This window comes from Sphingobium algorifonticola (genome assembly GCF_004005485.1).
Lineage (GTDB): Bacteria > Pseudomonadota > Alphaproteobacteria > Sphingomonadales > Sphingomonadaceae > Sphingobium > Sphingobium algorifonticola.
In genome coordinates this window covers 79,061-103,335 of record NZ_RZUL01000007.1, presented here as the reverse complement: position 1 = coordinate 103,335, position 24,275 = coordinate 79,061, and the positions used below count along the sequence as shown (strand labels likewise).

The following is a 24,275-nucleotide window of genomic DNA, read 5'->3' as shown; positions in this document are numbered from 1 at the left end:
GGCGCTGGCCGCCATCTATAGCGCGAAAGGCCGGGATAGGCAGTCTTCATTGCCGGATCATGTCATGTCTCTGCGGCATTCAGCGGCGATAGGGCGTCAGTGCCGCCCCGCCCGGCTGTCCTCTCACCTGCCGTGCTATGCCCTGCGTTATCCCATGGACTGGATCTGATCTTGATGGGCCTTGGCATGCCAACATCCAACATGCTTGGAAATCCGCACGCATCCGACTAGGCAGAGGACATGGCCAAGGCGATGAAACCGGGACAGCGCGTTTTGGCGGCGTTGCGTATGCAGATTGCATCAGGAGATATTGCCGATGGCGCGCGCATCGCGGAAATCGCCACGGCCGCCGCCCTGAATGTCTCGCGAATGCCGGTTCGTACCGCGCTGCGCGCGCTGGAACAGGAAGGGCTGGTCGTCAAGCTGGGCGCGCGGGGCTATGCCGCCCGCGCCCCGTCTCCAGCCCAGATATGCGATGCGATCGAAGTTCGTGGCGTACTGGAAGGGCTGGCGGCACGACGGCTGGCGGAACGCAGCATGGACGGCGGCACCCGCAAGAATCTGGATGCATGCCTCGCTGAAGGGGATGCCATATTTGCCGACGACATGCCTTCTGAAGGCGCAATGGAGCGTTTCTACGACTATAACAGGCGCTTTCACGACCTGCTGATCGCGGCGTCAGGCAATGGGGCCATCGGTGTGGCGCTTTCCCGCAACAACCATCTGCCATTCGCATCAGCCACGGCCTTCGCCATCGGCGGCAGCGATGTTCCAGGCGAACGGGCGCATTTGCTGGCTGCCCACCACCAGCACCGGGCGGTGGTAGCCGCGATCCTGGCCGGCGACGGCGATCAGGCGGAACAGATTATGCGTGGCCACGCCAGAATGGCGCTGACCGGCCCCGGCATTGTCGAACGCCTGGGGATCGAAACGCAGCAGGCACCGGGCGTCGGTGCATCGACATGACGATCGCGCCATGACTGCGCCGGAGACACCCGTCCCTTCCCTCTATCCCGATCGGCCCGATAGCGATTCGCCGCTTTGGGCACCCGCGCTGGGTGCGGCGGCGCATCGCGACCTCTGCACGGATTGCGGCTTGTCGCGCATGGCGGAGGCGAAGCGTTGCGGCACCGCATGCCAGTTCATCAGACCCGATTATAACAGCCTGGAAGCACGGGTCCATGGGCGCGCGCGCGATCCGGCGCGGCCCGATGAGCTCTATTTCGGGCCGTTTCGTCAGATGCTGCGCGCGCGCCTGACGCCGCCCGGCGCCGGTGCGCAATGGACCGGCATTACCACGCAGATCGCCGAGCGACTGCTCGCGACGGGGGCCGTCGATACTGTCCTTACCATGGCACCGGACCCCCAGGATAAATGGCGTCCCGTACCCGTCCTTGTCACCCGGGCGGAGGGCATGGCCCAGGTGCGCGGCATGCGGATGGGCTATGCGCCGCTGCTCGCGCTGCTGGAACCGGCGCGGGCGGCAGGCTATCGTCGCATCGCGATGATCGGCATTCCGTGCCAGGTACATGCCTTGCGCGGTATCGAGCAAAGCCTGGATTTCGAGCGCATCTACGTGATCGGCACGCCCTGTTCCGACAATACGACCACGGCGCGGTTCCATGAGTTTCTGGCCCTGTTGTCCGACGATCCCGACAGCATCACCTATCTGGAGTTTCGCGCGGACTATCATGTTGAGCTGCGTTTCGCCGATGGGCGAGTGAAGGCCATACCCTTCCTGCAACTGCCGATTTCGCAACTGCCGCCCGATTTCTTTCCGCTCACCTGCCGCACCTGCGTGGACTACACCAATGTCCTTGCCGACATCACCGTCGGCTATATGGCGGGCGAAGGCGACCAATGGCTGATCGTGCGCAACGATCGCGGCACGGAATTGCTCGACCTGCTTGGTGATGCCCTCGTCGTGCGGCCGCTGGGCACCGCGGGCAAGCGCGCGGGTGCCGTCCGGGGGTTCATCGCCAACGTGGAACGCGCCGCTGGCGGCCTGCCGTTGCGCCGCATGCCGCAATGGGTGCGCCCGATCGTCGGCTGGCTGATGCCGCGAATCGGACCGCGGGGGCTGGAGTTCGCGCGTACCCGCGTGGAGATGAAGGCAGCAGAAACCGTGGTGCATCTGCGGCGGGAAAAGCCGCGCCGGATGAAGTCGATGATACCGGCGCATATCTGGGCGCTGGTGGCCCCTTATGGCCTGACAGCATCCGCCGATGAAGCGCCGTCCGCCGATAGCAGCATGTCACCGCCCAAGGCGCGATAAAGCGAAACGAGATTGCTTGCGCCGACAAGCTGCGTTCCCACATAGCCGCGCTGCGCGCTGTATAGCGAACGCTGTGCATCCAGACTGGCGAGAAAGCTGTCGATGCCGCCGCGATAGCGCGCATCGGTCAGCCTGTAGCTGTCGGCCGCCGCCTCTGCCTGTGCGCGGTTCGCCGCAAGCTGGTCGGCGATCGTGCCCCGACGCGCCAGGCCATCTGCCACGTCCCGAAATGCCGACTGGATCGCCTTTTCATAGGTCGCGAGCGCCGCATCACGCTGCGCCTTGCTTTGCGCCAGACCGGCGCGCAGGCCCCCTGCGCTGAAAATGGAATAGCTGGCATCGGCACCGGCCGACCATGAGAATGCGCCGCCCGTAAAGAGCGACGACAGCGCGGTGCTGGCCAGGCTGGCAAGGCCGGTCAGCGAAATCCGCGGAAAAAGCGCCGCCCGCGCCGCGCCGATTTCCGCATTGGCAGCGCGCAGTTCATATTCCGCCTGCACGACGTCGGGCCGCCGCAGGAGGATGCCGGAATCGAGGCCCGCAGGCAGCGCGCGCACACCGGCTGCGGCGTCTTCCATCGACTGCGGCAGCAAAGCCGGATCGACGGGCGCGCCGACGAGAAGCTGCAAGGCGTTGACATCCTGCGCCAGCGCCGTGGTCTGCAACGCGACATCGGCACGCGCCGTCGCCAGTATCTGCTCGGCCTGGCGCAAATCGGTGCGTGGGGCAATGCCCCCTTCCAGCCGCATGCGCGTCAGGCGAACGCTGCGTTCGGCGCTGATGACGGTATCGCGCGCGATCGCAAGCAGGCTCTGATCGGCGGCATAGGTCAGCCAGGCATCGGCAATGTCGCCCACCAGCGTCAGCCGGGTTGCGCGCGCGGCCGCTTCCGTCGCGAAATAGCGTTGCAAAGCCGCATCGGACAAAGAGCGTAGCCGTCCGAACAGGTCAAGCTCGAACGCCGTCGTACCAAGATCGGCGGTGTAGCGGCTTCCTGAAGACGAAAAGCCGGTGCCCCCCGTGGAGCCACCTGCGTTATTGCTTTCGGAATAGGTGTAGCCTGCGCTGGCCGCGATTTCGGGCAGGATATTGGCCCGGTTGATGCGATATTGCGCGCGGGCGGTCGCGATGTTGGCGGCGGCAATGCGAATGTCGCGATTGTTGACCAGCGCCTGCTCGACGATTTGCTGCAACCGCCCGTCGGTAAAGATGTCGCGATAGGACAGGCGCGGCAGTGCGGCCTCCGATTGCGCGAGATAGGCGTCACCAACGGGCCATGACGCGGGCACCGGCGCAACCGGCTGCACATATTTGGGTGCCATGCTGCACCCGGCCGCGAGCATCACGAGGGTCAGGGCCATGCGCTTCATGCCGCTGGCTCTGGCGCAGGTGCCTTGCCACTGCCCCTGCGCATTTTTTGGAACGCATCGCGCGTGGTGCGGCGGACCAGCACGAAAAACAGCGGGATATAGAAGATCGCGAGGATCGTCGCCGTCAGCATGCCACCGATCACGGCCGTTCCGATCGCAATGCGGCTGTTCGCCCCTGCCCCGGTCGACAACGCAAGCGGCAACACGCCGAAAATGAAGGCAAGGCTTGTCATCAATATCGGGCGGAGGCGAAGACGGGCCGCTTCCAGCGCGGCATCGATCACGCGTTTGCCTTCCTTTTCCGCCCTCTCCGCAAACTCAATGACGAGAATGGCATTTTTCGCCGCAAGCCCCATCGTCGTCAAAAGGCCAATCTGAAGGTAGACGTCATTCTCAAGCCCGCGCAACGTCACCGCGAAGACTGCGCCGACCAGCCCCAACGGTATCACCAGCAGCACGGCGACGGGAATAGTCCAGCTTTCGTAAAGCGCCGCGAGACACAGGAAGACGACCAGCAGCGACAGCCCGTAGAGCAAAGGTGCCTGACCCGACGAGAGGCGTTCCTGAAAAGAGAGGCCCGACCAGGCGATCGACGTACCGGGTATCTGACCGGCAAGTTCGGCTATCCGGTCCATCGCTGCGCCGGAACTTGTCCCCGGCGCGGCCTGCCCCTGAAACTCGAACGAGGATATGCCCTGAAAGCGGGATAATGTCGTCGGCGCGGTGGACCAGGATATGCGGGCGAAGGAGGAGAATGGCGCCATCTGCCCGTCCGACGTACGCACGAACCAGCGGCTGAGATCGGCCGGGGCCGCCCGGTAGGGCGCGTCGCCCTGAACGAACACGCGCTTCACCCGACCGCGATCGACGAAGTCATTGACATAGCGCCCGCCCCAGGCAGTCGACAGCGTGCCGTTCACGTCTCCCTGGCTGAGGCCGAGCGTCGCGAGCTTCTGCTGGTCGAGCTCGACTCTGAGCGTCGCGACATCGGGCAACTCGGTCAGGCGCACGGCCCGCAACGCAGGGTCCTTGCTTGCCGCCTCCAGCAACTTGTCGCGTGCCGCGAGAAACGCCTCACGCGACATGCCACCGGCATTCTGGAGTTGCATGGTAAAGCCGTTGGATTGGCCAAGGCCCCGAATGGCAGGCGGCACCAGTGCGAACACACGCGCGTCGCGGATGTTGGCGAATGCGGCCGATGCACGGCCGACAATCGCGTCGGCACTGTTTTCCGCATCTGTCCTTTCCGACCAGTCCTTGAAGTTCATGAAACCCTGCCCGGTATTCTGGCCGCTCGCCCCGCCTCCGCCGCCGCCCGCGACCGTGAACAGGGTGCGGACATTGCGACCTTCGTTTTCCAACAGATAGTTTTCCACCTGCCGCTGGACCTCTATGGTGCGACCCTGGGTGGCGCCGGCGGGCAACTGGAACTGGACGATAGCCGCACCCTGATCCTCGGTTGGCAGGAAGCTGGTGGGCAATCGCAGGAACAAGGCGATCAGCAACGCAACGACCAGCGCATAGATCAGCAGAAACAGCCATTTGCGATCGACGATCCTGGCCGTTGCCGCCACATAGCGATCAGTGCCCTTTTCAAAGCCACGATTGAACTTGCCCTGCGCAAGCAGGACGAGCGCGGTCGCCCGGGGAAAGCGCCTTGCAACCCAGCCGTCTCCGGCGGGCGCTTCCTTCGACTTCTGCTTCAGCAGTGTCGCGGTAAGCGCCGGGCTGAGGATCAATGCCACCAGCGCGGACAGCACCATGGCCGACACGATCGTCAGCGAGAACTGGCGATAGATGACACCCGTCGACCCGCCGAAAAACGCCATCGGCAAGAACACGGCGGACAGAACGACGGCAATGGCGATCAACGCCACCTGGATTTCGCCCATCGACTGGATCGTCGCTTCCTTCGGCGTCATCTCCGGATTTTCCTCCATCAGACGCTCGACATTTTCGACCACGACAATGGCATCGTCGACCAGCAGACCAATAGCCAGCACCAGACCGAACAAGGTCATTGTGTTGATCGAGAAGCCCGCCAGATAGAAGATTCCGAATGTGCCGAGCAGGACGACCGGTACGGCGATCGTCGGGATCAGCGTCGCGCGCCAGCTCTGGAGGAATACGAACATCACGATGACGACGAGTATGATGGCTTCGATCAACGTCTTGACGACTTCCTCGATCGAAAGCTTGATGAACGCCGTGGTGTCGTTGGCGTAGGCAAATTTGTAACCCGGCGGGAAGTTGCGCGCCGCGCGCTCGACTTCCGCCTTGACGAGTTCCGCCGTCTTGAGAGCGTCGGCACCGGGGGCGACAGAGATCGACATGCCCGCTCCCGGGTGGCCGTTCACACGGCTGATCGCGGCATAGCTTTCCGCGCCAAGCTCAACACGCGCGACATCCGAAAGGCGGACTATCGCGCCGGACGGATCGGTCTTGAGGATGATCGCCTTGAACTGATCGGCGGTTTGCAGCCGCGCTTGCGCGGTTACGGTGGCGTTCAGCATCTGCGTGGTCGGCTGGGGCTGGCCGCCGATTTCGCCTGCCGCCACTTCGGTATTCTGATTCTGAATGGCGTTCACGACATCGCCCGGGATCAGCGCGTAACTCGCCAACTTGTCGGGATCGAGCCATATGCGCATGGCATATTGCGATCCGAACACGTTGGTTTCGCCGACGCCCGCCGTCCGCGCGATCGTATCCTGAAGGTTGGAAACCAGATAGTCCGACACGTCCTGATTGGTGCTGCGGTCGGTTTCGTCATACACCCCCACGATCATCAGAAAGTCGGGATTGGATTTCGTGACGCGCAGGCCCTGTTGCTGAACTTGCTGCGGCAGCCGGGCCAGCGCCTGTTGCACCTGATTTTGCACCTGCACCTGCGCGATATCGGGATCGGTGCCTTTCTCGAACGTCGCGCTGATCGTCACCGATCCGCGCGAACTGGACGACGAATTGAAGTAAAGCAGCCCGTCGATGCCGGTAAGCTGCTGCTCGATGATCTGGGTTACGCTGTTCTGGATCGTTTCGGCGTTGGCGCCCGGATAGGTGGCGCGAATGTTCACTTGCGGTGGCGCGACATCGGGATATTGCGCGATCGGCAGTGCGAAGATCGCGCCCGTGCCCAGCAGCATGACGATGATCGCGATAACCCATGCGAAGATCGGCCGCTCGATGAAGATGCGCGACATGAGCGGTCAATTGCCCCGTGTCGTGGATCGGGCGCCATCGGTGGGCGGCGCGACTTTTTGTGGGCTGTTGGCGGGAACCGGCCTGATCGCGGCATCGGGCTTGACGTTGGCAAGGCCCTGCACGATCACCTTTTCACCAGCTTTCAACCCTTTGGTAACGACCCAGAACGCGCCTTGGGTCCGCTCCGCAGTCACCGTGCGCTGCACGGCCTTGTTTCCCGGTCCGACGACGAACACCGTAGCGACGCCGCGCGCGGTGCGGCTGAGCGCCGCCTGCGGCACCAATATGGCGCTGGTGTCGATCGCCTGGGCAAAACGGGCGCGCACGAACATCCCCGGCAGCAGCAGCCCATCGGGATTGGCGAAGCTGGCGCGCAAGGTGACAGTGCCGGTACTGGCATTCACCATCACTTCGGAAAACTGCACCGTACCCGTCTGGGGATATGTGCTGCCATCCTCCAGTATCAGACGGACGGATGCACTTGCCGGGGCCGCGCCGCCATTCGCGAGTGAGCGGCGCAACGCCAGCAGGTCGGCGCTCGACTGCTGGATATCGACGAAGATGGGATCGAGGCGCTGGATCACGGCGAGCGGATCCACCTGATTGCTGGTGACAAGTGCGCCCTGCGTGAACAGCGAACGCCCGATACGCCCGGTGATCGGGGCGGGAACCGCCGTGAAGCGCAAGTTGATCTGGGCGGTATCGAGTTGCGCCTGCCCCTGCGCTACGGCGGCGGCGGCCTGCCGTGCCTGGGCCGCTGCGTCGGTATATTCCTGCCGGCTGACGGCCTCCGCCTCGGCCAGCGGCCGGAAACGCTCGGCCTTGATCCGCAGCGCTTCGGCATTGGCGCGGGCGCTCTGAAGGTTGGCGCGCGCCTCATTGGCGGCAGCGCGGTAGAGGCGCGGATCGATTTCATACAGCGTCTGGCCTTCGCGCACCAGCGCACCTTCGGTGAAGAACCGCCGCTTGATGATGCCGCTGACCTGCGGGCGCACTTCGGCCATCTGATAGGCTGCGACACGCGCCGTCAATTCCACGACCAGCGGTACATTCTTCTGCTCTACGACAACGAAGCCAACCTGCGGCACCGGTGGCGGCCTGCGCGATTGTTCGTCGGCCCCGCCACTGCATGCCGACAGGGCCACGGCAATCGTCAGGACAAGGGTGGAGAGCGGGGCAAAAGGATGCCGATCGGTTGGATGGTTCAAGGCAGCGGTCTGCTCAGTCTGGAGGCAAGGATGCGATCAACGAATGATCTGCATCAAGCGCCATAGCGCATAATTCCACCTTTGGTTGCATTGTTACACTTTATTACAGCTTATTGGCCGGTCGGTGCTTGCTCTGCGGCCATCAGTAAAGGATTGAATTGCCGAGACCGGCGCAGGGCGATATGGCGCCGCAAACCCGATGCCCATCGGCGGCACAATATCACGCATGGACCCGTTGTGATCGACAAGGCTTCTTCCCCACCCACGACATCGGACGTGCCCGACCGGATACCCGACGCGATCGACGCAACCCTGCCCCCCAGTTCAAAGCTGGTGCCGAAAAAGCCGCTGATCATGCGTTTTGGCAAATACATGCAGCCCAAGACAAACCGCTGGATCGCCAATTCGGCCAAGCTGGGTGATCCGCCGGTCTATGACACCGCCGTTTTCCCCTGGGTCAAGGAACTCGAAGCGCATTGGGAGACGATCCGCGCAGAGGCAGCCGCGGCGCTTCAGGATCTGGAGAAAGTGCCGCCGCTGGCGACCATATCGCCCGATCACCGTCGCATCGCCCCGGCGGGACGCTGGCGCTCCTTCTTCCTGATCGGCTATCGCTATCGCGACGAAGCCAATTGCGCCAAATGCCCGAAGACGACCGAACTGGTCGAACGGATCGTGCCGGGTATCAACTCGGCCTTCTTCTCCATCCTCGTGCCGGGCACCCATATTCCGCCACACACCGGTGTGACCAAGGCATTCCTGACCTGCCACCTGGGCATCCAGGTGCCGCGCGAGCGGGAAAAATGCCGGATGCGCGTGGTCGACCAATGGGTCCACTGGACCGAAGGCAAGGCGCTGATCTTCGACGACTGCTACAATCACGAAGTGCTGAACGAAACCGACGAGACACGGATCGTCCTGCTCATCCAGTTCAAGCGACCGGTCGGGATCATCGGCAAGATCGTGGGCGGACTGTTCCTCGAAGGGGTCCGCCGGTCCCGCTTCGTGCAGGATGCACGCAAGGGCATCGCGCAATGGTCGGCAGAGCGCGTCGGGCAATAACCGTTCCCTGCCAAAAGCGGCAGTATGGCCGCTCGCTGTCGCATGATAGCCCCCTGTCCCATGAAAGATCAGGGGGAGGAAGCTGCATGATCCGGCATGTCGTGATGATAAAGTTCAAGGCCGATGCGCCACAGGACAAGATCGACATTTTCCTGGAAGAAGTGAAAAAACTGCCGCATCTCAACAAGGAAATCCGCGACTACAGCCACGGCCTTTGCGTCAGGACTCGCTATCACAGCGGCGATTTCGATTTCGCCAATTGCTGCGACATCGACAGCTACGAGGCGATGGACCGCTATATGTCGCATTGGGCGCATTTGCGCATGACGCCTTTTCTACCCGATATTCTGGAGAACATGATCTCGTTCGACTGGGAAATCGACTATTGCGGCCCCGCCTTCGATCCGGCGGCGGCGCAAGAGGAGGCGCGCAAGGAACAGGCCCGTGTTCTGCCCGTCCATACCGATTCTGCCCGTGCCTATGTGCCCGAAATCCGCGGTCAGACCCGTAGTCGGGCGGAGGCGATGCTGGCATCCGTCGGGCTGATGCTCGACCCGGATGTCGAGGAAATCATGGGCTCGGTCTGGGCGCCCGACCGCATCATGTTCACCAACCCGGAGGTCGGCACCGAACTGGAAAAGGGTCAGGCAGTGAAAATCGGCATCACCGGCAACTGGCTGACTGGTCCCGCTTTGCCGCACGGGCAGGCCGCCTGGTAGCCCGCACCGTCATCGTTTGGCCTGCTCCTAAAGGCCTCTGGCGGTAAGCTGGGGCACCAGCCAGCGGTCGAGACCGCGCGCGAATGTTGCGATGGCGGCGTGCTGAACGGCCCCCAGATGCCGCGTATACAAGGCACAATATTCTATGATGCCGGTTGCGCCGCGACCGCGCTTGAATGTGCCTGCCCCGGCCGACCCATGCAGCCTGACGTCCTGTCGCGCCGCCGCCTGCGTGATGAGCAGCGCAGCGATGCGATAAAGTCCCTCACGCCGGGGGCGATCCGTCGCGTAGCCCAATATCGGACAGGTCAACATATCACCACGCGCCATCGTGCCCGCAAACGCCTGGATACAGCCGTCGGCATCGCGCGCGAGATGATAGGCGATTAGGCCCGAATGGTGGCTCATCTGCACGAAGGCGGCAGTGAACCACGGGTTCAGCCGCGAGTGCTTTGCCAGATACAATTGTTCGTACAGCGACGCGATTCGACGGGCGTCACGGTCGTCTAGCGACGCGCCCGTCTCCACCGTCAACCCGGACCGGCGGAGTATGCGCGCATCTTCCTTCAGATTGTGGCGCTGCGCCAGTTGTGCGGCCGGATCGTCGGTGACCCATATCTGGCGGCTGGGCAGCAATGTCCATCCATCGCCCCGCACCGCCGCCAGCAGGCCGGGGCACGACCAGGAATCGAGCGACCGAAGGCCAATCACATGGCGCGGATAACGTTGGCATAGAGCGGTCCGGATTGTGGGCAAATCCGTTCCCTGCCAATCTCCGTGCAGGCACGTCGACAGCAGCCAGTTATCCAGTTGAACGACCCGATTGATCCCCGCGCCGCGCAAGGCCACGCCCGCGAAAGCCATAACGGGCGAAAGCAGGCGGGTCAGGAGCGGTGACCCCGCCAAGCCAAGCTCTTCGCGACCATAGAGAATATAGGCGCTATGGGGCAGGCTGACATAGCTGTCCCCCGTTTCTCCATTATTGATCGTGACGGGAAACAGCCGGTTGCCGCTGCGCACGGCCATCCACTGCGCCCGCACATTGCCGATCAGGGCGGTGACGCCGACCTCGCCCATCGTCGCGATGTAGCGCTGGGTGATCTCGTCTCCTTCCGGCCAGTCGGCAGGCGTGGCATATACAGGATCGAAAATATGAACTGCCATTTGCCTGTCGCTGCACCTGCAAAAGCTGCCGCGTAGAACCCAATTGTTGCAGCTTGAGTTACGCCGCGCCGAAAGAACCGCAAAAGGGCGTGACATGGCCGGACCGATCGGCTATGGGCGCGGCAACGCATCTTTCGGGATGTGTCCGTCCGAGACAGTTGGTGAAGGGAATATGCCCTTCTTAATGTCCAGCCTAGACGGGGAAAAGTTCTTTGTCGGCATGGCTTTGCGCCTGCCGGGTCTGCCCTGTTCGTCGATGCGAACGCTCTGGGTGGACGATCTCTCCCCTTCGGACCTAGTGCCCCGTGCGTCGGCCTTCGCGCCATCGTGCGGGTTTGTTGCGTATCGGATGGTCCGATGCGCATGAAGTGGAGAATGGCATGGATCGTACCCAGAAGTCAGAGGTCGTCACCACGCTGCACGCCACTTTTGCCGAAATCGGAGTTGTCGTGGTCACACGCAACCTCGGTATGACCGTCGCCCAGTCGACGGATCTGCGGCAGAAGATGCGGGACGCTGGCGCGACCTTCAAGGTTACGAAGAACCGCCTCGCCAAGATCGCGTTGAAGGACACGCAGTACGAACAGCTCAGCGACATGCTGACCGGTCCGGTTGCGCTGGCCACTTCTTCCGATCCGGTCGCTGCCGCCAAGGTCGCGATCGATTTCGCCAAGACCAACGACAAGCTTGAGATCGTTGGCGGCGCGATGGGCGATACATTGCTCGATGCGGAAGGGATCAAGACCCTGGCATCGATGCCGTCGCTGGACGAACTGCGCGCGAAGATTGTCGGCCTTATCCAGGCCCCGGCAACCAAGCTCGCCACCGTCATCCAGACACCGGCTTCGCAGTTGGCGCGCGTCTTTAACGCCTATGCGGAGAAGGACGCCGCCTAAGCGGCTTCGCTCTCCAATCGTTCGTTTCAAACACTCTAGTTTAAGGGGGCCTCAAGCCTCCGCCCAGAAAGGTAATGTGAAGTAACATGGCAGACATCAATGCACTGGTCGATCAGCTTTCGGCCCTGACCGTCATCGAAGCCGCTGAGCTTTCGAAGGCTCTGGAAGAAAAGTGGGGCGTTTCCGCTGCCGCTGCCGTCGCCGTTGCCGGCCCGGCCGCTGCCGCAGCCGCTCCGGCTGCCGAAGAGCAGACCGAGTTCGACGTGATCCTTGTCAACGACGGCGGCAAGAAGATCAACGTCATCAAGGAAGTACGCGCCCTGACCGGCCTTGGCCTGACCGAAGCGAAGACCCTCGTGGAATCCGCGCCGAAGGCGATCAAGGAAGGCGTGAACAAGGAAGAAGCCGAGAAGGTCAAGAAGCAGCTTGAAGAAGCTGGCGCGACCGTCGAGCTGAAGTAATTCAGGCTACGGCTGCTCTTTTGCCAAAGAGCGCACAACAAGGGGGCGGTCCTGTTCGGGCCGCCCTTTTTTGTTTGGGCAGCCATCGGGGTTAGTGCGTGAGATTGATAATGGGGTCGGAACTCTTGAGCGGGCTATGACCCCGAAAAACAGATTCTCCAGATGGCAGCGTGACGGTAACGGTCATTGCGACGCGACGCACGCGCGACGTTCACGATCAAGGCGTCAGCGCATGTTACGGGACCCGCGACACAAAATGCTATACAAAGCCGACAACCTCGTTTGACATTTCATATCATCTCATAGAAATATTAAAGGCACAGAACAAACAGGAGTTGACGATGCAGGGCGCGTTTATCTGCAAGAACGATCTGCCGTCGGACTGGGCCGAAGGGCAGTTCGCAGGCCGTATTCAGAGCGACGCGGGACCAAGCCCTATCATCATCGCGGACGGCGTTGTTTATGACATGTCGCCCGTTGTCCCGACTGTCTCGATGATGCTCGATCGATTGCCTGTCGATGTCGGCCAAGGCCGTCGCCTTGGGCCTCTCGATGCAATAGACCTGCTTCTGCTTTCGCCCGTTGATCTGCAATGCATCAAGGCTTGCGGGGTTACGTTCGCCCTCTCCGCCATAGAGCGGGTGATCGAGGAAAGTGCGCGGGGCGATGCAGGGATCGCAGCGAGCATAAGGGGGCGGTTGGAAGACAAGGTCGGTGCATCGATCCGCGCGGTCGTGCCCGGTTCGCCGGAGGCTGCCGCACTCAAGGCGGCGCTGATTGATGATGGCCTGTGGTCGCAGTATCTGGAAGTCGCGATAGGTCCGGATGCCGAGGTGTTCACAAAAGCCCCGGTCCTGGCGACAGTCGGTTCCGGCGCGGACATCGGTATCCGTTCGGATTCCACCTGGAACAATCCTGAACCCGAAATCGTCCTGATCGTCAATTCAAGGGGCAGTCCCGTCGGTGCCACGCTCGGCAACGACGTAAATCTGCGCGATTTCGAAGGCCGATCTGCGCTGCTGCTTGGCAAAGCGAAGGACAATAATGCGTCCTGCGCGATAGGCCCCGTAATCCGCCTGTTCGATGCCAGATTTACGATGGATGATGTGCGATCTGCTAAAGTCGAGCTAGTTGTCGAAGGGCTTGACGGTTACCGCCTGGAAGGCACCAGTAGCATGGCGCAAATCAGCCGGGATCCCCTCGAACTTGTCTCGCAGACCTTGAGCGAACACCAATATCCTGACGGCTTCGCGCTCTTCTTGGGAACGTTGTTCGCGCCCATCCAGGATCGTGACGAGCCGGGGCGCGGCTTTACGCACAAGGTGGGCGATCGCGTTTCGATATCCACACGGCGGCTAGGGCGGCTGGTCAACCATGTCGTGACATCGCGAGACGCCGCGCCATGGACCAGCGGATTGGGTGCTTTCATGCACAACCTCGCCAGCCGGGGCCTTCTGACGGGTACTGCCGGGACAGTACTCGCATGAGCGGCGGCGCAATATATCCAAGCCTCGTCGGCAAACGGGTCTTCATCACCGGTGGCGGCAGCGGAATCGGAGAAAGCCTGGTGGAGGCCTTTGTCGCACAGAAATCGCGCGTCGCCTTTTGCGATATTCTGGATGAGGCCGGTATGGCGCTGGTCGAACGACTGACCGAAACCGGGAACGCCCCCCTGTTCCGCGTCTGCGACCTTCGCGATGTCTCGGCTGTCCAGGAAATGCTGGCCGAGGTGGAACGGGATATGGGTGGGATCGACATCCTCGTCAACAATGCTGGCAATGACGATCGCCATGCGATCGAGGATGTGACGCCGGACTATTGGGATGACAGAATGGCAGTCAACCTGCGCCACATGTTCTTTGCCGCGCAGGCGGTGGTGCCCGCGATGCGCAAGGCGGGTGGCGGTGTCATACTGAACTTCGGTTCGATAAGCTGGCATTTAGGCCTGCATAATCTGGGCGTCTACCAGACGGCCAAGGCCGGGATTGAAGGCCTGACGCGCGGCCTCGCCCGTGATCTCGGCCGACACAATATCCGCGTGAACACAATCGTGCCGGGCAATGTGCAAACCCCCCGGCAATTGCGATGGTATACGCCCGAAGGCGAGGCGGAGATTGTCGCGGCGCAATGCCTTGATGGGCGCATACAGCCCGCCGACGTTGCTGCACTTACGCTGTTTTTGGCATCGGATGATGCTCGGATGTGCACGGGGCATGACTATTTCGTCGATGCCGGGTGGCGCTGAACGATGGTCATACAGCCGGAACCGGTGCTCTCACTCGGCGCAATTTTGGGCGAAGGTCCGGTATGGGTAAAGCGGGATCAGTCTTTGTGGTTCGTAGATATAAAGGCGTGGCGCATATACTGCTTCGATCCGGCGACGTCTGCCGTGCGAAGTTGGCCAACGCCTGAGCAGATCGGGTGGATACTTCCCGCCAAGGATGGGGCGTTTGCCGTCGGCCTGCAAAGCGGTATCCACCGTTTCGATCCTGCCACATCCACCTTCGAACTTGTGCACGATCCAGAGCCTCACCTTCCCGGCAACCGGTTGAACGATGCGACAGTCGATCGCGACGGCCGGATATGGTTCGGCTCGATGGATGACGCCGAAAACCAGGATAGCGGACGCATCTACCGGATGGAACTTGGCCATGCCGTCGATATGGGTGTGTCGCCTGTCTGCGTTCTGAATGGCCCGGCCATCTCTCCTGATGGGACGCTTCTTTACCATGTCGATACCTGGAAAGGCCTTATCTGGCGAAGCCGTATTGGCCAGAACGGCTGCCTTTCCGAAACGCGTGTCTTTGCGGAAATTGAAACGGGTGCGGGCTTCCCAGACGGCCCTGTCGTCGATGCCGAAGGATGCTTGTGGGTCGGATTATTCGGCGGCTGGGGGGTCAGACGCTATGACCCTGATGGCGCGATGATCGGCCAGATCGCATTTCCTGTAGCCAATATTACCAAGATTGCCTTTGGCGGAAGCGATCTTTCTACGGCCTTTGCCACGACAGCGCGGAAGGGCCTGAGCGAGGCGGAGTTACAGGCTCAATCCCTCGCGGGTGACGTGTTTGCGTTTGACGCGGCTGTCTGTGGATTGCCGACAGCCGAAGCCGTCCTTCCATGATACAGCCATAACAAGGAATTGAGGATGCAAGGGGATAGCGAAAAGGTCAACATGACCTTCATTGCTGCGATTGTTGCCGTTGCGACCATCGGCGGTTTCATGTTCGGCTATGATTCGGGCGTCATCAACGGGACACAGGAAGGGTTGGAACAGGCCTTTGGACTGTCAGAGCTTGGGACCGGTCTCAATGTCGGTGCCCTCCTGATCGGCTGTGCCACCGGTGCATTTCTGGCCGGTCGCCTTTCAGATCTGATCGGTCGACGGGGGGTGATGATGATAGCTGCCCTGATGTTCGTCGTCAGCGCGCTTGCGTCTGGCGCAGCGACATCGTCGGCAATCTTCATTTTCGCTCGCCTAATCGGCGGCCTGGGTGTTGGCGCCGCAAGTGTTCTGGCGCCTGTTTACATCAGCGAGGTCACGCCCGCATCGATTCGCGGCCGCATGTCTACGCTCCAGCAAATCATGATCATTACCGGTCTGACGGGTGCCTTTGTCGTCAATTATGCTGTGGCGCACAGCGCGGGCGGGTCGACGGCATCATTCTGGTTTGGGTTGCCTGCATGGCGCTGGATGTTCTGGATGCAGGTGCTGCCGGCCGGCATTTATTTCCTGGCTTTGCTGCTCATTCCGGAAAGCCCGCGCTATTTGATGGCCCGGGGGCGTGAAAGAGATGCACATCGCGTGCTTGCCCGCCTGTTCGGCGCAACGGAAGCCGACCGGAAGATCGCGGAAATCAGTGCGAGCCTCTCCCTCGATCATCATCGTCCCCGTTTTTCCGACCTCGTTGACCCATCAACCGGCAGGCTGCGCCCTATTGTGTGGTCCGGCATCGGACTGGCCGTGTTCCAGCAGTTCGTTGGCATCAACATCGTGTTTTATTACGGCGCGGTGCTTTGGCAGTCCGTTGGCTTTAGTGAAAATGATGCACTGCTCATCAACATCCTGTCAGGCTCCCTTTCGATATTGGCCTGCATCGCGACCATATTCCTGATTGACCGGATCGGCAGGAAGCCTCTCCTTCTTGGCGGCTCGGTCGGCATGGCGGCAACTCTTGGCGTTGTAGCAGCCGCCTTCTCATCCGGTACTTTCGAAGGGGGCAGCCTTCAGCTTTCCGATCAGGCCGGCACGATCGCCCTGGTGGCCGCCAACCTTTACGTGATCGCTTTCAACATGACGTGGGGCCCGGTGATGTGGGTGATGCTTGGCGAAATGTATCCCAACCAGATCCGCGGTTCGGGTCTTGCTGTCGCCGGATTTGCCCAATGGGCCGCCAATTTCCTGATCGTGGTCAGCTTCCCGGCGCTGGCTGCGTGGATAGGATTGCCTGTGACATATGGTTTTTACGCCTTGTCTGCTTTTCTATCTTTTTTCTTCGTGCGGCGCATGGTGCACGAAACGCGGGGGCGCGAACTTGAGGAAATGGCCGGGTGAATCTGGTCCGCATCGCGTCGAGCGGCGCGGAAGCCGTGATTGCACCTGGCAGGGGTGGCGCACTACTCCGGTTGCAAATTGACGGACGGGATGTTTTGCGCCCCGCGCCATGCCACGCTACCGATCCCCTGGAGATGGCGTGCTTTCCCCTCGTCCCTTACGCGAACCGGATCGCGCATGGGCAGTTCCGTTTTGATGGGCAAAACTATCGACTGCCGCGGAATTTCGGCGCGCATCCGCACAGCCTGCATGGTGTCGGCTGGACATCGCACTGGTCGGTCGAGGCTGCGACGGCAAATTGCGCTACACTTGTGCACGATCATGCAGGCACAGCGGACTGGCCCTGGGCCTATCGCGCAGTCCAGATAATCCGCATCTATGCCGACAGTCTGGCTATGACCCTGTCTGTCCGGAATTGCGCCGGGACGCCCGCTCCAGCCGGTTTGGGATTTCATCCCTATTTTACAGCAAGCAAGGCCATGCGACTCCGCTTTACGGCTGCCGGTCTTTGGCAATCCGCAGCGCCCGATTGGCTTCCGCTCGACCACGACCGTGCGGACGCGCTCGGCAACTGGTCGGATGGCGCGCCAGCGACAGGCACGACGCTGATCGACAACTGCTATTCCGGATGGTCTGGCATTGCGACCCTGGATGACGACAACGAGCAATCGGTATCTCTTACCGCAGAAGGTGCCACGTGGCTTCATCTCTATCGGCCGCCGGACGCACATTTTGTCTGTCTTGAACCGGTGAGCCACATGCCCGATGCCATAAACAGAACCGGCGGCATGCCAGTTCTCGCATCTGGCGAAGAGCGCAGATTGGCGATGCGCATAGCGGTGCGCCCCTTGTCTGCGTAAGACACAACGCCATCGGCGGAACGCGCCCTAAAAGCCGCCCATCATCCGGCCGAGCGCAGCCTGAAAATGACCGACCAGAGCCTGTTCGGCAGCATCGGCGTTCCTTTCAGCGCAGGCTTCGAGAATATCGAGGTGCTCGCGCAGCGTGCGCATCGCATATGGGCGAGTTATGCGCCGATCCAGTTGAATGAGACGGACATAATTCTGCAGGCGGCGGGAAGCGGTCTGCAACAGCGGATTGTTCAAATTGGCGTTCAGCTTGGCATGGAAATCCTGGTCGAGCAGTCCCACCTCGGCCAGCATATCGGGGTCGTTCGCATTACCTTCGCCCAACCGCGATAGCAGATCGTTATGCGCGTCGATCAGTTGTGCAATCACGGCATCGTCAGCTGTTTCCGCAAAGCGCCGTGCCGCCGCTCGCTCGATCAGAGATCGGAATTGATAGGTATTGTGAACGAACTGCATGTCCGGTTGCAGAAATTGTATGCCCGACCGGGGGTGAATAGTGACGATCCCTTCGGCTTCCAGCACGCGAAGCGCGTCGCGCAATGGCTGTAAGGGCACATCAAGCAGATCGATCAATGTCTTCTGCGATACGAAGGCGCCTGCCGGAACGGTCCGGTCGAAAAGGCCTGCAAGCACTTTGCGATAGGCCTGATCACTCAAGGTCGCCAGCGTGGATACCGGCGGCTCGTCTTGCGGGCCCTTCTGTCGGTTGCGTGAGCGTGTTGGCGCTTTTTGTGTTTTCGTGACCATGGATCGTTTTCGTCTCGCAAAACAATGCAGACGTCAACTGCACATTCTCCCCATCTACCGGACAGAACGTATCGGCAGCACCATAAAAGATGACAATATGACGAGAAATGCGCCGGAACCGAACAGGATGCGATAGTCGTTGCCGGAACCGATAAGGATTGCCGCAGCCATGCTCAGTCCAAATATCTGGGGAAGCGTGACGGCAATCGACAGAATGCCGAGATTTTTGCCCGATGATTCATATGCGGTCTTCGGCAGAACCTGGGTCATGAGGGCCATGTCCACAGCGGTAAACGCGCCATAGCCGATACCCAATATGACGGCGTACACATACATGCCCGTCAGCGAGGGCATCACGACCGGCACCATGAACGATAGCCCTATCGCAAAACTGGCCAAAAAGACGAATGGCTTGCGTCTTTGCAACCGGTCGGAAAGCCAGCCCGATCCGAGACCGGCAATAATCGCGGTAACAAGTTCGATCGTAAAGATGATCGCAACTTGCCTGTTCGACTCCGCCGCATCCATATGGATATAGTCCCGCAACGTATACAACGTATATCCAACTACGCCCGTGTAGCCCATGAACATGAAAAAGCGCCCGAAAAACGCCCATGCGAAATCGGGATGGCGACGGGGACTGACCCAGAAGTCGCTCAGAAATCGGCGCCAGGAAAACGGATCGAGAGGCTCACCGATGGACGATGGCTCACGATTGAGTGACACGAACAGGATCGTTGCGCCCAGGAGGACGGCGGTAAATGCAGTATATCCTAAGGCGAGATTGCCGACCAGTATCGCGGCCGCGATGGTGCCGGCGGTGAGACCGGATGTGAGGCCCGCGCCCATGCATCCAGACGCCAGGCCGCGATTGGTGATGGGAAAGCGGTCGGCAATGATGGTCGTGAGCGGTGCCTTCATGCCGTTGAGAAAGAAGGCACCAGTTGCCCACAGGACCAGCAGCATCGCCAGGCTGGACGCTTGCGGCATCATGACGACTAGCGCACAACCGATCGTCGCACCCCCCAGGATATAGGGCGTCCGTTTGCCGAAGCGTGACCGGGTGCGATCGGACAATGCCCCCGAGAGCGGCGTGACGATCGCGATCGCGACAGCGGTGACGCTGGTTATCAACGCCAGGTTGGCAACCTTGTCGGCAGGATTGAGCAATGCCACCTGATTGGGCAGGAAAACGCGCGCAATGGCCGCATATTTCGCGGCAAACACGAAAAAGATCATGAACAACGACGCCAGTAGCGTGCGCCTGGACCACCCCTGAACGTGTTGCGTTTCCAGGTTCGTTGTCATCATGACATCCGTCACTTGCGGGCTGTTCAGAGTGATCGTCCTTTAAGCAGCGGCGGCCATTCCCTTTGCCAAGGTGCCATGTAACTGGGTGGGGCGGCATAACGCTCCACAGTCAGCTTTACCGTTACCGTGGCACCCGCCGCTATCGTCAATGTGGCGTGGCTTGCGCCCACGTCGCGCGTGATCGTTCCACTTTCCGTGTCGGCATCCATGCGGACGATATGATGCTCACCAAAGCCTCCCCCCTGGATCACGACCTCGCTGACGTGCTGGTCGTCGAGATTGACAAGCGTGACCGTGACGGATGTCGGCGAGGCGTCATGCACAAGGGCCGACAAGGTCGGCGGAAGTCCGGGACGCCGACGCACCGGATCGAAATAGCGCAGGCGGACATGCTGAAGGCCGCCATGATAGATATGCATCGGCCCGCCCATCGTCAGTTGGGCAAGACCTTCCACAATGACCGGCATCAGGAACTGCCAGCAATGGATCGCCATCGGATCAGTGCGATGGTCCATGGTGTGGGGATCGAAGGCATCTGATCGATACCGCTCTATCTGATCCTGCATCATGGCAAGGTTCGCCCGCAATATCCGTTCGGGATAATCGGGATTTCCGCCACGGATAAATCTGAACCATTGTGCGCTGTTGCCATTGAAACCCACATGGCCGCCGTTGGTCCGGCGATAGGTCCCGTAGCTGGTATCCACTTCGTCATAATGCCCGCTCCAGGCGCGTTCGGCGCGCTTGGCGTCGGCAGGGTCCATCGACACATTCCACAAATGCACACCGTACATCGGATCGAACGGCCGGAAATCACGCCAGCCGTCATCATAACGCCGCACGGGCGTTACCCACTGGCCGTTCTCATCCCGCCCGGCATGCCAGAGCATGTCAATCTGAGAACGGGCAAGGTCGAGCTTTGACATGTCACCTGTCAGCAATGCGGCGTTCGCTCCCGACACACACAGGGCTTCCAAAATGGCAAAGGCGCCGTGCGGCCAGCGCCAGCCATAAAAGCCGCCCCACCACTTGCCATCGTTCAATTCGCCGATCGTGCCGCTTGGACCGACATTGTCAGGGATGATGCCGCCATTCTCGGCACATCTGCGCTCCCAGTTTTCCAGATAGGCCAACGCCCAATCACGGTAGGCGTCGTCCTGCGTGAAACTGGCTGCGTGCACCGCCATGCTCGTTACCAGCAGATTGATCGGAACGTCGCCACGCGCTTGGCGGACGTTGATACGTTCCAGGATCGCAGCGAGCACATCGGGATCGTCCCACGGACAGGTTTTCTGGTGCGCGTCGATGCCGGGCAGATCCTCAAAAGGCGGCAGGTATTCCGCCAGGATCGGCACATGGGTGCTCCAGTCCTCGGCGGTATGCACGAAATGCGGCCCGTCGCTGCCCGTGATGGGTGCCCGCATATGCCCGGTTGCCCTATCGAAAACGGGATCGGTCGTGGCGTTGCGCACATAGATATCTGCGAAACGAACAGCGCGCTGACGTTCCTTGAGCGATTCAGGGTCGGCCAGTCCCATGAAATAGCTGAACAGATAGGCCTCGCCATGATGCATCCAGTCATAGGAGCGATCAAACTCGTCCCTGATCTGGCCATATTGCGTCCATTGCCAGGTGATCCCGTCCCAAATCAAACGCGCGCGCGGCAGCAGAGCATCGGCACCGCCAATCGCATAGAGCAGCGGCATATTGCGGAAGCCCTCATAGGGATCGTCAGAGCCATCCATACCTGGCCAATCGTCGCGCCAGATCAACGTACCATCTGGACGAGTATAGCGGTCTGCGAAGTCCAGTGCGGCTTCGCTCATCATGTCGATCAATCTGCGTTGCAGCACCGCCCATTCCGGAGGTGTCCGGCGCACGCCGACTTCGACCGCCCCTTGTCGCATCACATCCCCCGTCATTACTGCTTCAGACTATCTTTGGCCGCAGGATCGCCGAACGGCGCGTGCGGGATGCTCACCCCGGGCGCGATTAGTCCGGCGTCCTGCAAATCATGCCAGAAACTGTATGGTATCCGCCATGCGACAAGCGCGATCGCCTGTTCGAGCTCGGCGGCAGACGCAAATCCGGGGATCACTGATACGACAGGCTTCGCCGCGAGCGGGAACTGAAGCGCCGCCGCCGCCAGAGGTACATCATGTCGATCGCATATCGCCTCGATCGCCGCGACCTTGGCGATCACCGCTTCATCCGCCGGGCGATAATCATAATAAGGGACGCCGCCCGATCGCGTTCCCATGGCCAATATGCCGGAGTTATAGGGGCCACCGATTACAACATCGACGCCGCGCTGTTCGCACAGGGGCAGGAAGGTTGCGGCTGCGCTCTGCTCCAGCAACGTATAACGCCCGGCCAGCAGCATGATGTCAAAATCGGCTTGCGCCAGAACTTCCTCGCAGACCTCCCATTCGTTGACGCCGAGTCCGATCGCGTCGATCTGCCCGGCGGAACGCAACTCTGCCAGGGCCCGATAGCCGCCCTCCAGAAAGGCGGCCATGCGCTCCTCGTGTCGCTCGCCATGGGCGCGGCGGCCCAGATCATGGGCGTAGACGATGTTGATCGCCCGTCCCCCCAGCCGCTTTTTGCTGGCCTCGATCGAAGCCATCACCGCGTCATAGCTGTAGTCATAATGCGGGATCAGGCCTGTCGAGGATTTGAAAATGCTCTCGGAGGATGCGCCGCCATCGACGTCGGGGCGCAACAGGATTCCGACCTTGGTCGACAGGATGGCGCGCTGTTCCGGATCATGTTTCGCAAGAGCGTCGCCCAGACGCTGTTCGGCCAGACCACGCCCATATTGCGGCGCCACATCGAAATAGCCGACTCCGCCGGCCACGGCCGCCGCGACCGCTTGATCGGCATCACTGTCGCTGATCTGGCGGTAGAGATTGCCGAGCGGAGCCGCGCCAAAACCAAGAGCGGTAAGCGCCGATGGTCTTGCGATGGCTTCAGATCGTCCAGGTCGAAACATGGGTGTGCAAACGCGTCCTCTCCACAGCTCCGTCCACGGAACCGCATTAATATCTCTTATTATTTATCTAATATTTTAGATAGCCAAAAAAGTGATTTCGAACGCCATTAGCTCGCTAAAAATCGTTCATTCAGCGCCCTGTGCCAGCGAACATCGCGCCAATTGGGGAATTGCGGCTGGACATAATTGTGGGGCGTCCATCCCCACATGCCGAAATCGATCGCGTCATCGACGGTCCATGACGCCCATTCCAGCAACCAGCCCCAGTCCAGGTCGGGGTGATCGATATAGAACCAGGATGCCCAGCTTTCGGTGGTGGTGAGCGGCATACCGCGCTGTTCGGCCATGGCAGCGAAGTTGGAGAGCTTGGCGCGCTGCCGTGCGCGAAACATCGGCGCCATTACCTTGGACGCCTGGATCGCCCGCGTGGAAAAGTCCTTATATGCCCGATCGGACTTGAAGAAATCGGCGCTGCGGGCCCCGAAGCGAGTCCGCGCATCCCAGCGCGGATCGGCATCGGCATAGAAGTGCACGTCGAGACAATCATGCTCCACCGGGACGTCGAGCCACCGTTCATCGCCATGTATCGACAGGTTGAAGCGCAGTTGCGGAAATTCGCCGCGCAACGCCGCCAGCGCAGGATTGATTTCACGTATCAGCCATTCGACCTGTGTCGGCGTGAACGCACCATTGCCCCATCCGCCGCCTGTTTCCTTTTCGAACCGGCTTTGCACATAGGGTGCAAAGAAAGGGAATTCATTGACGACATCGACATAGAGCAAGCGGTCGAACCCGAACAGCCTCTGCCAGTCACGCAGCATGACTGCCCACATTTCCGCAGCCTGCATGGTGTTTTCAGGGGTTCTTGTCGCCTTGAGATGCGTGCCGCGCCAGCCGAACCACCAGGCGCTGAGTGTATAGTGCAAGGTCGAACGACCCAGCAACTTCTCCATGAAGTCAATTATCCAGCGCGCAGTTGGCGTCTTTTGTGCCCCCGGCGGCGGCGACCATGGCACGAAAGGCAATCCGCGATCGGGCCAATCATGCACCTGCGCGGTGTTTTTCAGATCGACATATTGCGGCATCGGATCGATCCGCACCACATTGTACCGCCGGTCCTCCGTTTCCTTCAGCACCCGGTCGAAATCCGCGAAGCTGCCGCCGGGGCCATGACGCAGGACGAAGCTCTGATCCCACATCGCCATCGTCAGCCGACGCGGCGAAAGGCCATCGCGCATGTCGAAGCCTGATCGCAAGGGGGCCTTGCCGCTTCGCTTGGCAGACCTCGCCTGGCTGGCGACCTGGTTCGGAAATTCGGGGCCATCCTGAGCCGGGGCTGCTTGCCCTCGCGTGCCGACAGCCGAGATCGCAGCCGCCGCACCGATGCCGAACATTTCGCGCCTCGATAACATGATGTTTCTCCTTGCATTCAGGTCGGCATAATCCGG

At 61.0% G+C, this 24,275-nt stretch carries 21 protein-coding genes; 11 read left to right on the top strand and 10 right to left on the bottom strand.

Annotation, left to right across the window (positions count from 1 at the left end; genetic code table 11):
- Positions 1 to 240 precede the first annotated feature (240 nt).
- Together ENE74_RS15525 and ENE74_RS15520 are read left to right on the top strand one after the other, a co-directional pair.
- Positions 241 to 966 (top strand): GntR family transcriptional regulator, encoded by a 726-nt coding sequence (locus ENE74_RS15525; RefSeq protein ID WP_127691819.1) that lies wholly within the window; start codon positions 241 to 243, stop codon positions 964 to 966.
- A gap of 10 nt (positions 967 to 976) precedes the next feature.
- On the top strand, positions 977 to 2,275 hold the full coding sequence (locus ENE74_RS15520) for a Coenzyme F420 hydrogenase/dehydrogenase, beta subunit C-terminal domain (protein WP_127691818.1): 1,299 nt from the start codon (positions 977 to 979) through the stop codon (positions 2,273 to 2,275).
- Here ENE74_RS15520 and ENE74_RS15515 read toward each other — a convergent pair.
- The 4 genes from ENE74_RS15515 to ENE74_RS18320 form a co-directional block, all read right to left on the bottom strand.
- Positions 2,203 to 3,645, bottom strand: a complete 1,443-nt coding sequence (locus ENE74_RS15515) for an efflux transporter outer membrane subunit (protein WP_127691817.1) — start codon at positions 3,643 to 3,645, stop codon at positions 2,203 to 2,205. The two genes, ENE74_RS15520 and ENE74_RS15515, sit on opposite strands and share 73 nt — an antisense overlap.
- Complete coding sequence (locus ENE74_RS15510) at positions 3,642 to 6,842, bottom strand: efflux RND transporter permease subunit (protein ID WP_127691816.1); 3,201 nt, start codon at positions 6,840 to 6,842, stop codon at positions 3,642 to 3,644. The genes ENE74_RS15515 and ENE74_RS15510 overlap by 4 nt, the downstream gene beginning before the upstream one ends.
- A 6-nt stretch (positions 6,843 to 6,848) precedes the next feature.
- Positions 6,849 to 8,051, bottom strand: coding sequence for an efflux RND transporter periplasmic adaptor subunit (locus tag ENE74_RS15505; RefSeq protein WP_420902600.1), 1,203 nt, complete (start codon positions 8,049 to 8,051; stop codon positions 6,849 to 6,851).
- Between the two features lie 110 nt (positions 8,052 to 8,161).
- Positions 8,162 to 8,407, bottom strand: a complete 246-nt coding sequence (locus tag ENE74_RS18320) for a hypothetical protein (protein WP_164847515.1) — start codon at positions 8,405 to 8,407, stop codon at positions 8,162 to 8,164.
- Between the two features lie 16 nt (positions 8,408 to 8,423).
- Between ENE74_RS18320 and ENE74_RS15500 the strand changes: the two genes are divergently transcribed.
- Positions 8,424 to 9,113 (top strand): aspartyl/asparaginyl beta-hydroxylase domain-containing protein, encoded by a 690-nt coding sequence (locus tag ENE74_RS15500; protein ID WP_241242043.1) that lies wholly within the window; start codon positions 8,424 to 8,426, stop codon positions 9,111 to 9,113.
- An 86-nt stretch (positions 9,114 to 9,199) separates the two neighbouring features.
- Positions 9,200 to 9,832, top strand: coding sequence for a Dabb family protein (locus ENE74_RS15495; RefSeq protein WP_127691815.1), 633 nt, complete (start codon positions 9,200 to 9,202; stop codon positions 9,830 to 9,832).
- Positions 9,833 to 9,859: 27 nt separating this feature from the next.
- On the opposite strand, the gene ENE74_RS15490 is transcribed toward ENE74_RS15495, so the two are convergent.
- Positions 9,860 to 10,996 carry a GNAT family N-acetyltransferase gene (locus tag ENE74_RS15490; RefSeq protein WP_164847514.1) on the bottom strand — a complete coding sequence of 379 codons (1,137 nt, stop codon included), beginning with the start codon at positions 10,994 to 10,996 and terminating at the stop codon, positions 9,860 to 9,862.
- Between the two features lie 380 nt (positions 10,997 to 11,376).
- Between ENE74_RS15490 and rplJ the strand changes: the two genes are divergently transcribed.
- The 7 genes from rplJ to ENE74_RS15455 all read left to right on the top strand — a co-directional run bounded on the left by rplJ (position 11,377) and on the right by ENE74_RS15455 (position 17,768).
- The gene (gene rplJ, locus ENE74_RS15485; protein WP_127691813.1) at positions 11,377 to 11,892 is read left to right on the top strand and encodes a 50S ribosomal protein L10; all 516 of its coding nucleotides are present in this window, start codon (positions 11,377 to 11,379) and stop codon (positions 11,890 to 11,892) included.
- An 86-nt stretch (positions 11,893 to 11,978) separates the two neighbouring features.
- Positions 11,979 to 12,353, top strand: a complete 375-nt coding sequence (gene rplL, locus ENE74_RS15480) for a 50S ribosomal protein L7/L12 (RefSeq protein WP_127691812.1) — start codon at positions 11,979 to 11,981, stop codon at positions 12,351 to 12,353.
- A gap of 341 nt (positions 12,354 to 12,694) precedes the next feature.
- Positions 12,695 to 13,840: a fumarylacetoacetate hydrolase family protein gene (locus ENE74_RS15475; protein WP_127691811.1), complete on the top strand. Its 1,146-nt coding sequence runs from the start codon at positions 12,695 to 12,697 to the stop codon at positions 13,838 to 13,840.
- Positions 13,837 to 14,598, top strand: a complete 762-nt coding sequence (gene xylB / locus ENE74_RS15470) for a D-xylose 1-dehydrogenase (protein WP_127691810.1) — start codon at positions 13,837 to 13,839, stop codon at positions 14,596 to 14,598. Before ENE74_RS15475 ends, xylB begins: the two co-directional genes overlap by 4 nt.
- A 3-nt stretch (positions 14,599 to 14,601) precedes the next feature.
- Complete coding sequence (locus tag ENE74_RS15465; RefSeq protein ID WP_127691809.1) at positions 14,602 to 15,477, top strand: SMP-30/gluconolactonase/LRE family protein; 876 nt, start codon at positions 14,602 to 14,604, stop codon at positions 15,475 to 15,477.
- Positions 15,478 to 15,501: 24 nt separating this feature from the next.
- Positions 15,502 to 16,908 carry a sugar porter family MFS transporter gene (locus ENE74_RS15460; protein ID WP_127691808.1) on the top strand — a complete coding sequence of 469 codons (1,407 nt, stop codon included), beginning with the start codon at positions 15,502 to 15,504 and terminating at the stop codon, positions 16,906 to 16,908.
- Positions 16,905 to 17,768, top strand: a complete 864-nt coding sequence (locus ENE74_RS15455) for an aldose 1-epimerase (RefSeq protein ID WP_241242042.1) — start codon at positions 16,905 to 16,907, stop codon at positions 17,766 to 17,768. Before ENE74_RS15460 ends, ENE74_RS15455 begins: the two co-directional genes overlap by 4 nt.
- Positions 17,769 to 17,795: 27 nt before the next feature.
- On the opposite strand, the gene ENE74_RS15450 is transcribed toward ENE74_RS15455, so the two are convergent.
- The 5 genes from ENE74_RS15450 to ENE74_RS15430 all read right to left on the bottom strand — a co-directional run bounded on the left by ENE74_RS15450 (position 17,796) and on the right by ENE74_RS15430 (position 24,239).
- Positions 17,796 to 18,434 (bottom strand): GntR family transcriptional regulator, encoded by a 639-nt coding sequence (locus tag ENE74_RS15450; RefSeq protein WP_206517740.1) that lies wholly within the window; start codon positions 18,432 to 18,434, stop codon positions 17,796 to 17,798.
- Between the two features lie 144 nt (positions 18,435 to 18,578).
- Positions 18,579 to 19,763: an MFS transporter gene (locus ENE74_RS15445; RefSeq protein ID WP_206517739.1), complete on the bottom strand. Its 1,185-nt coding sequence runs from the start codon at positions 19,761 to 19,763 to the stop codon at positions 18,579 to 18,581.
- Positions 19,764 to 19,858: 95 nt separating this feature from the next.
- Complete coding sequence (locus ENE74_RS15440) at positions 19,859 to 21,757, bottom strand: DUF8034 domain-containing protein (RefSeq protein ID WP_127691805.1); 1,899 nt, start codon at positions 21,755 to 21,757, stop codon at positions 19,859 to 19,861.
- Positions 21,757 to 22,827 (bottom strand): aldo/keto reductase, encoded by a 1,071-nt coding sequence (locus ENE74_RS15435; protein WP_127691804.1) that lies wholly within the window; start codon positions 22,825 to 22,827, stop codon positions 21,757 to 21,759. The genes ENE74_RS15440 and ENE74_RS15435 overlap by 1 nt, the downstream gene beginning before the upstream one ends.
- A 107-nt stretch (positions 22,828 to 22,934) precedes the next feature.
- A complete protein-coding gene (locus ENE74_RS15430; protein WP_127691803.1) occupies positions 22,935 to 24,239 on the bottom strand; it encodes a cellulase-like family protein in 1,305 nt (434 codons plus the stop codon).
- Positions 24,240 to 24,275 lie beyond the last annotated feature (36 nt).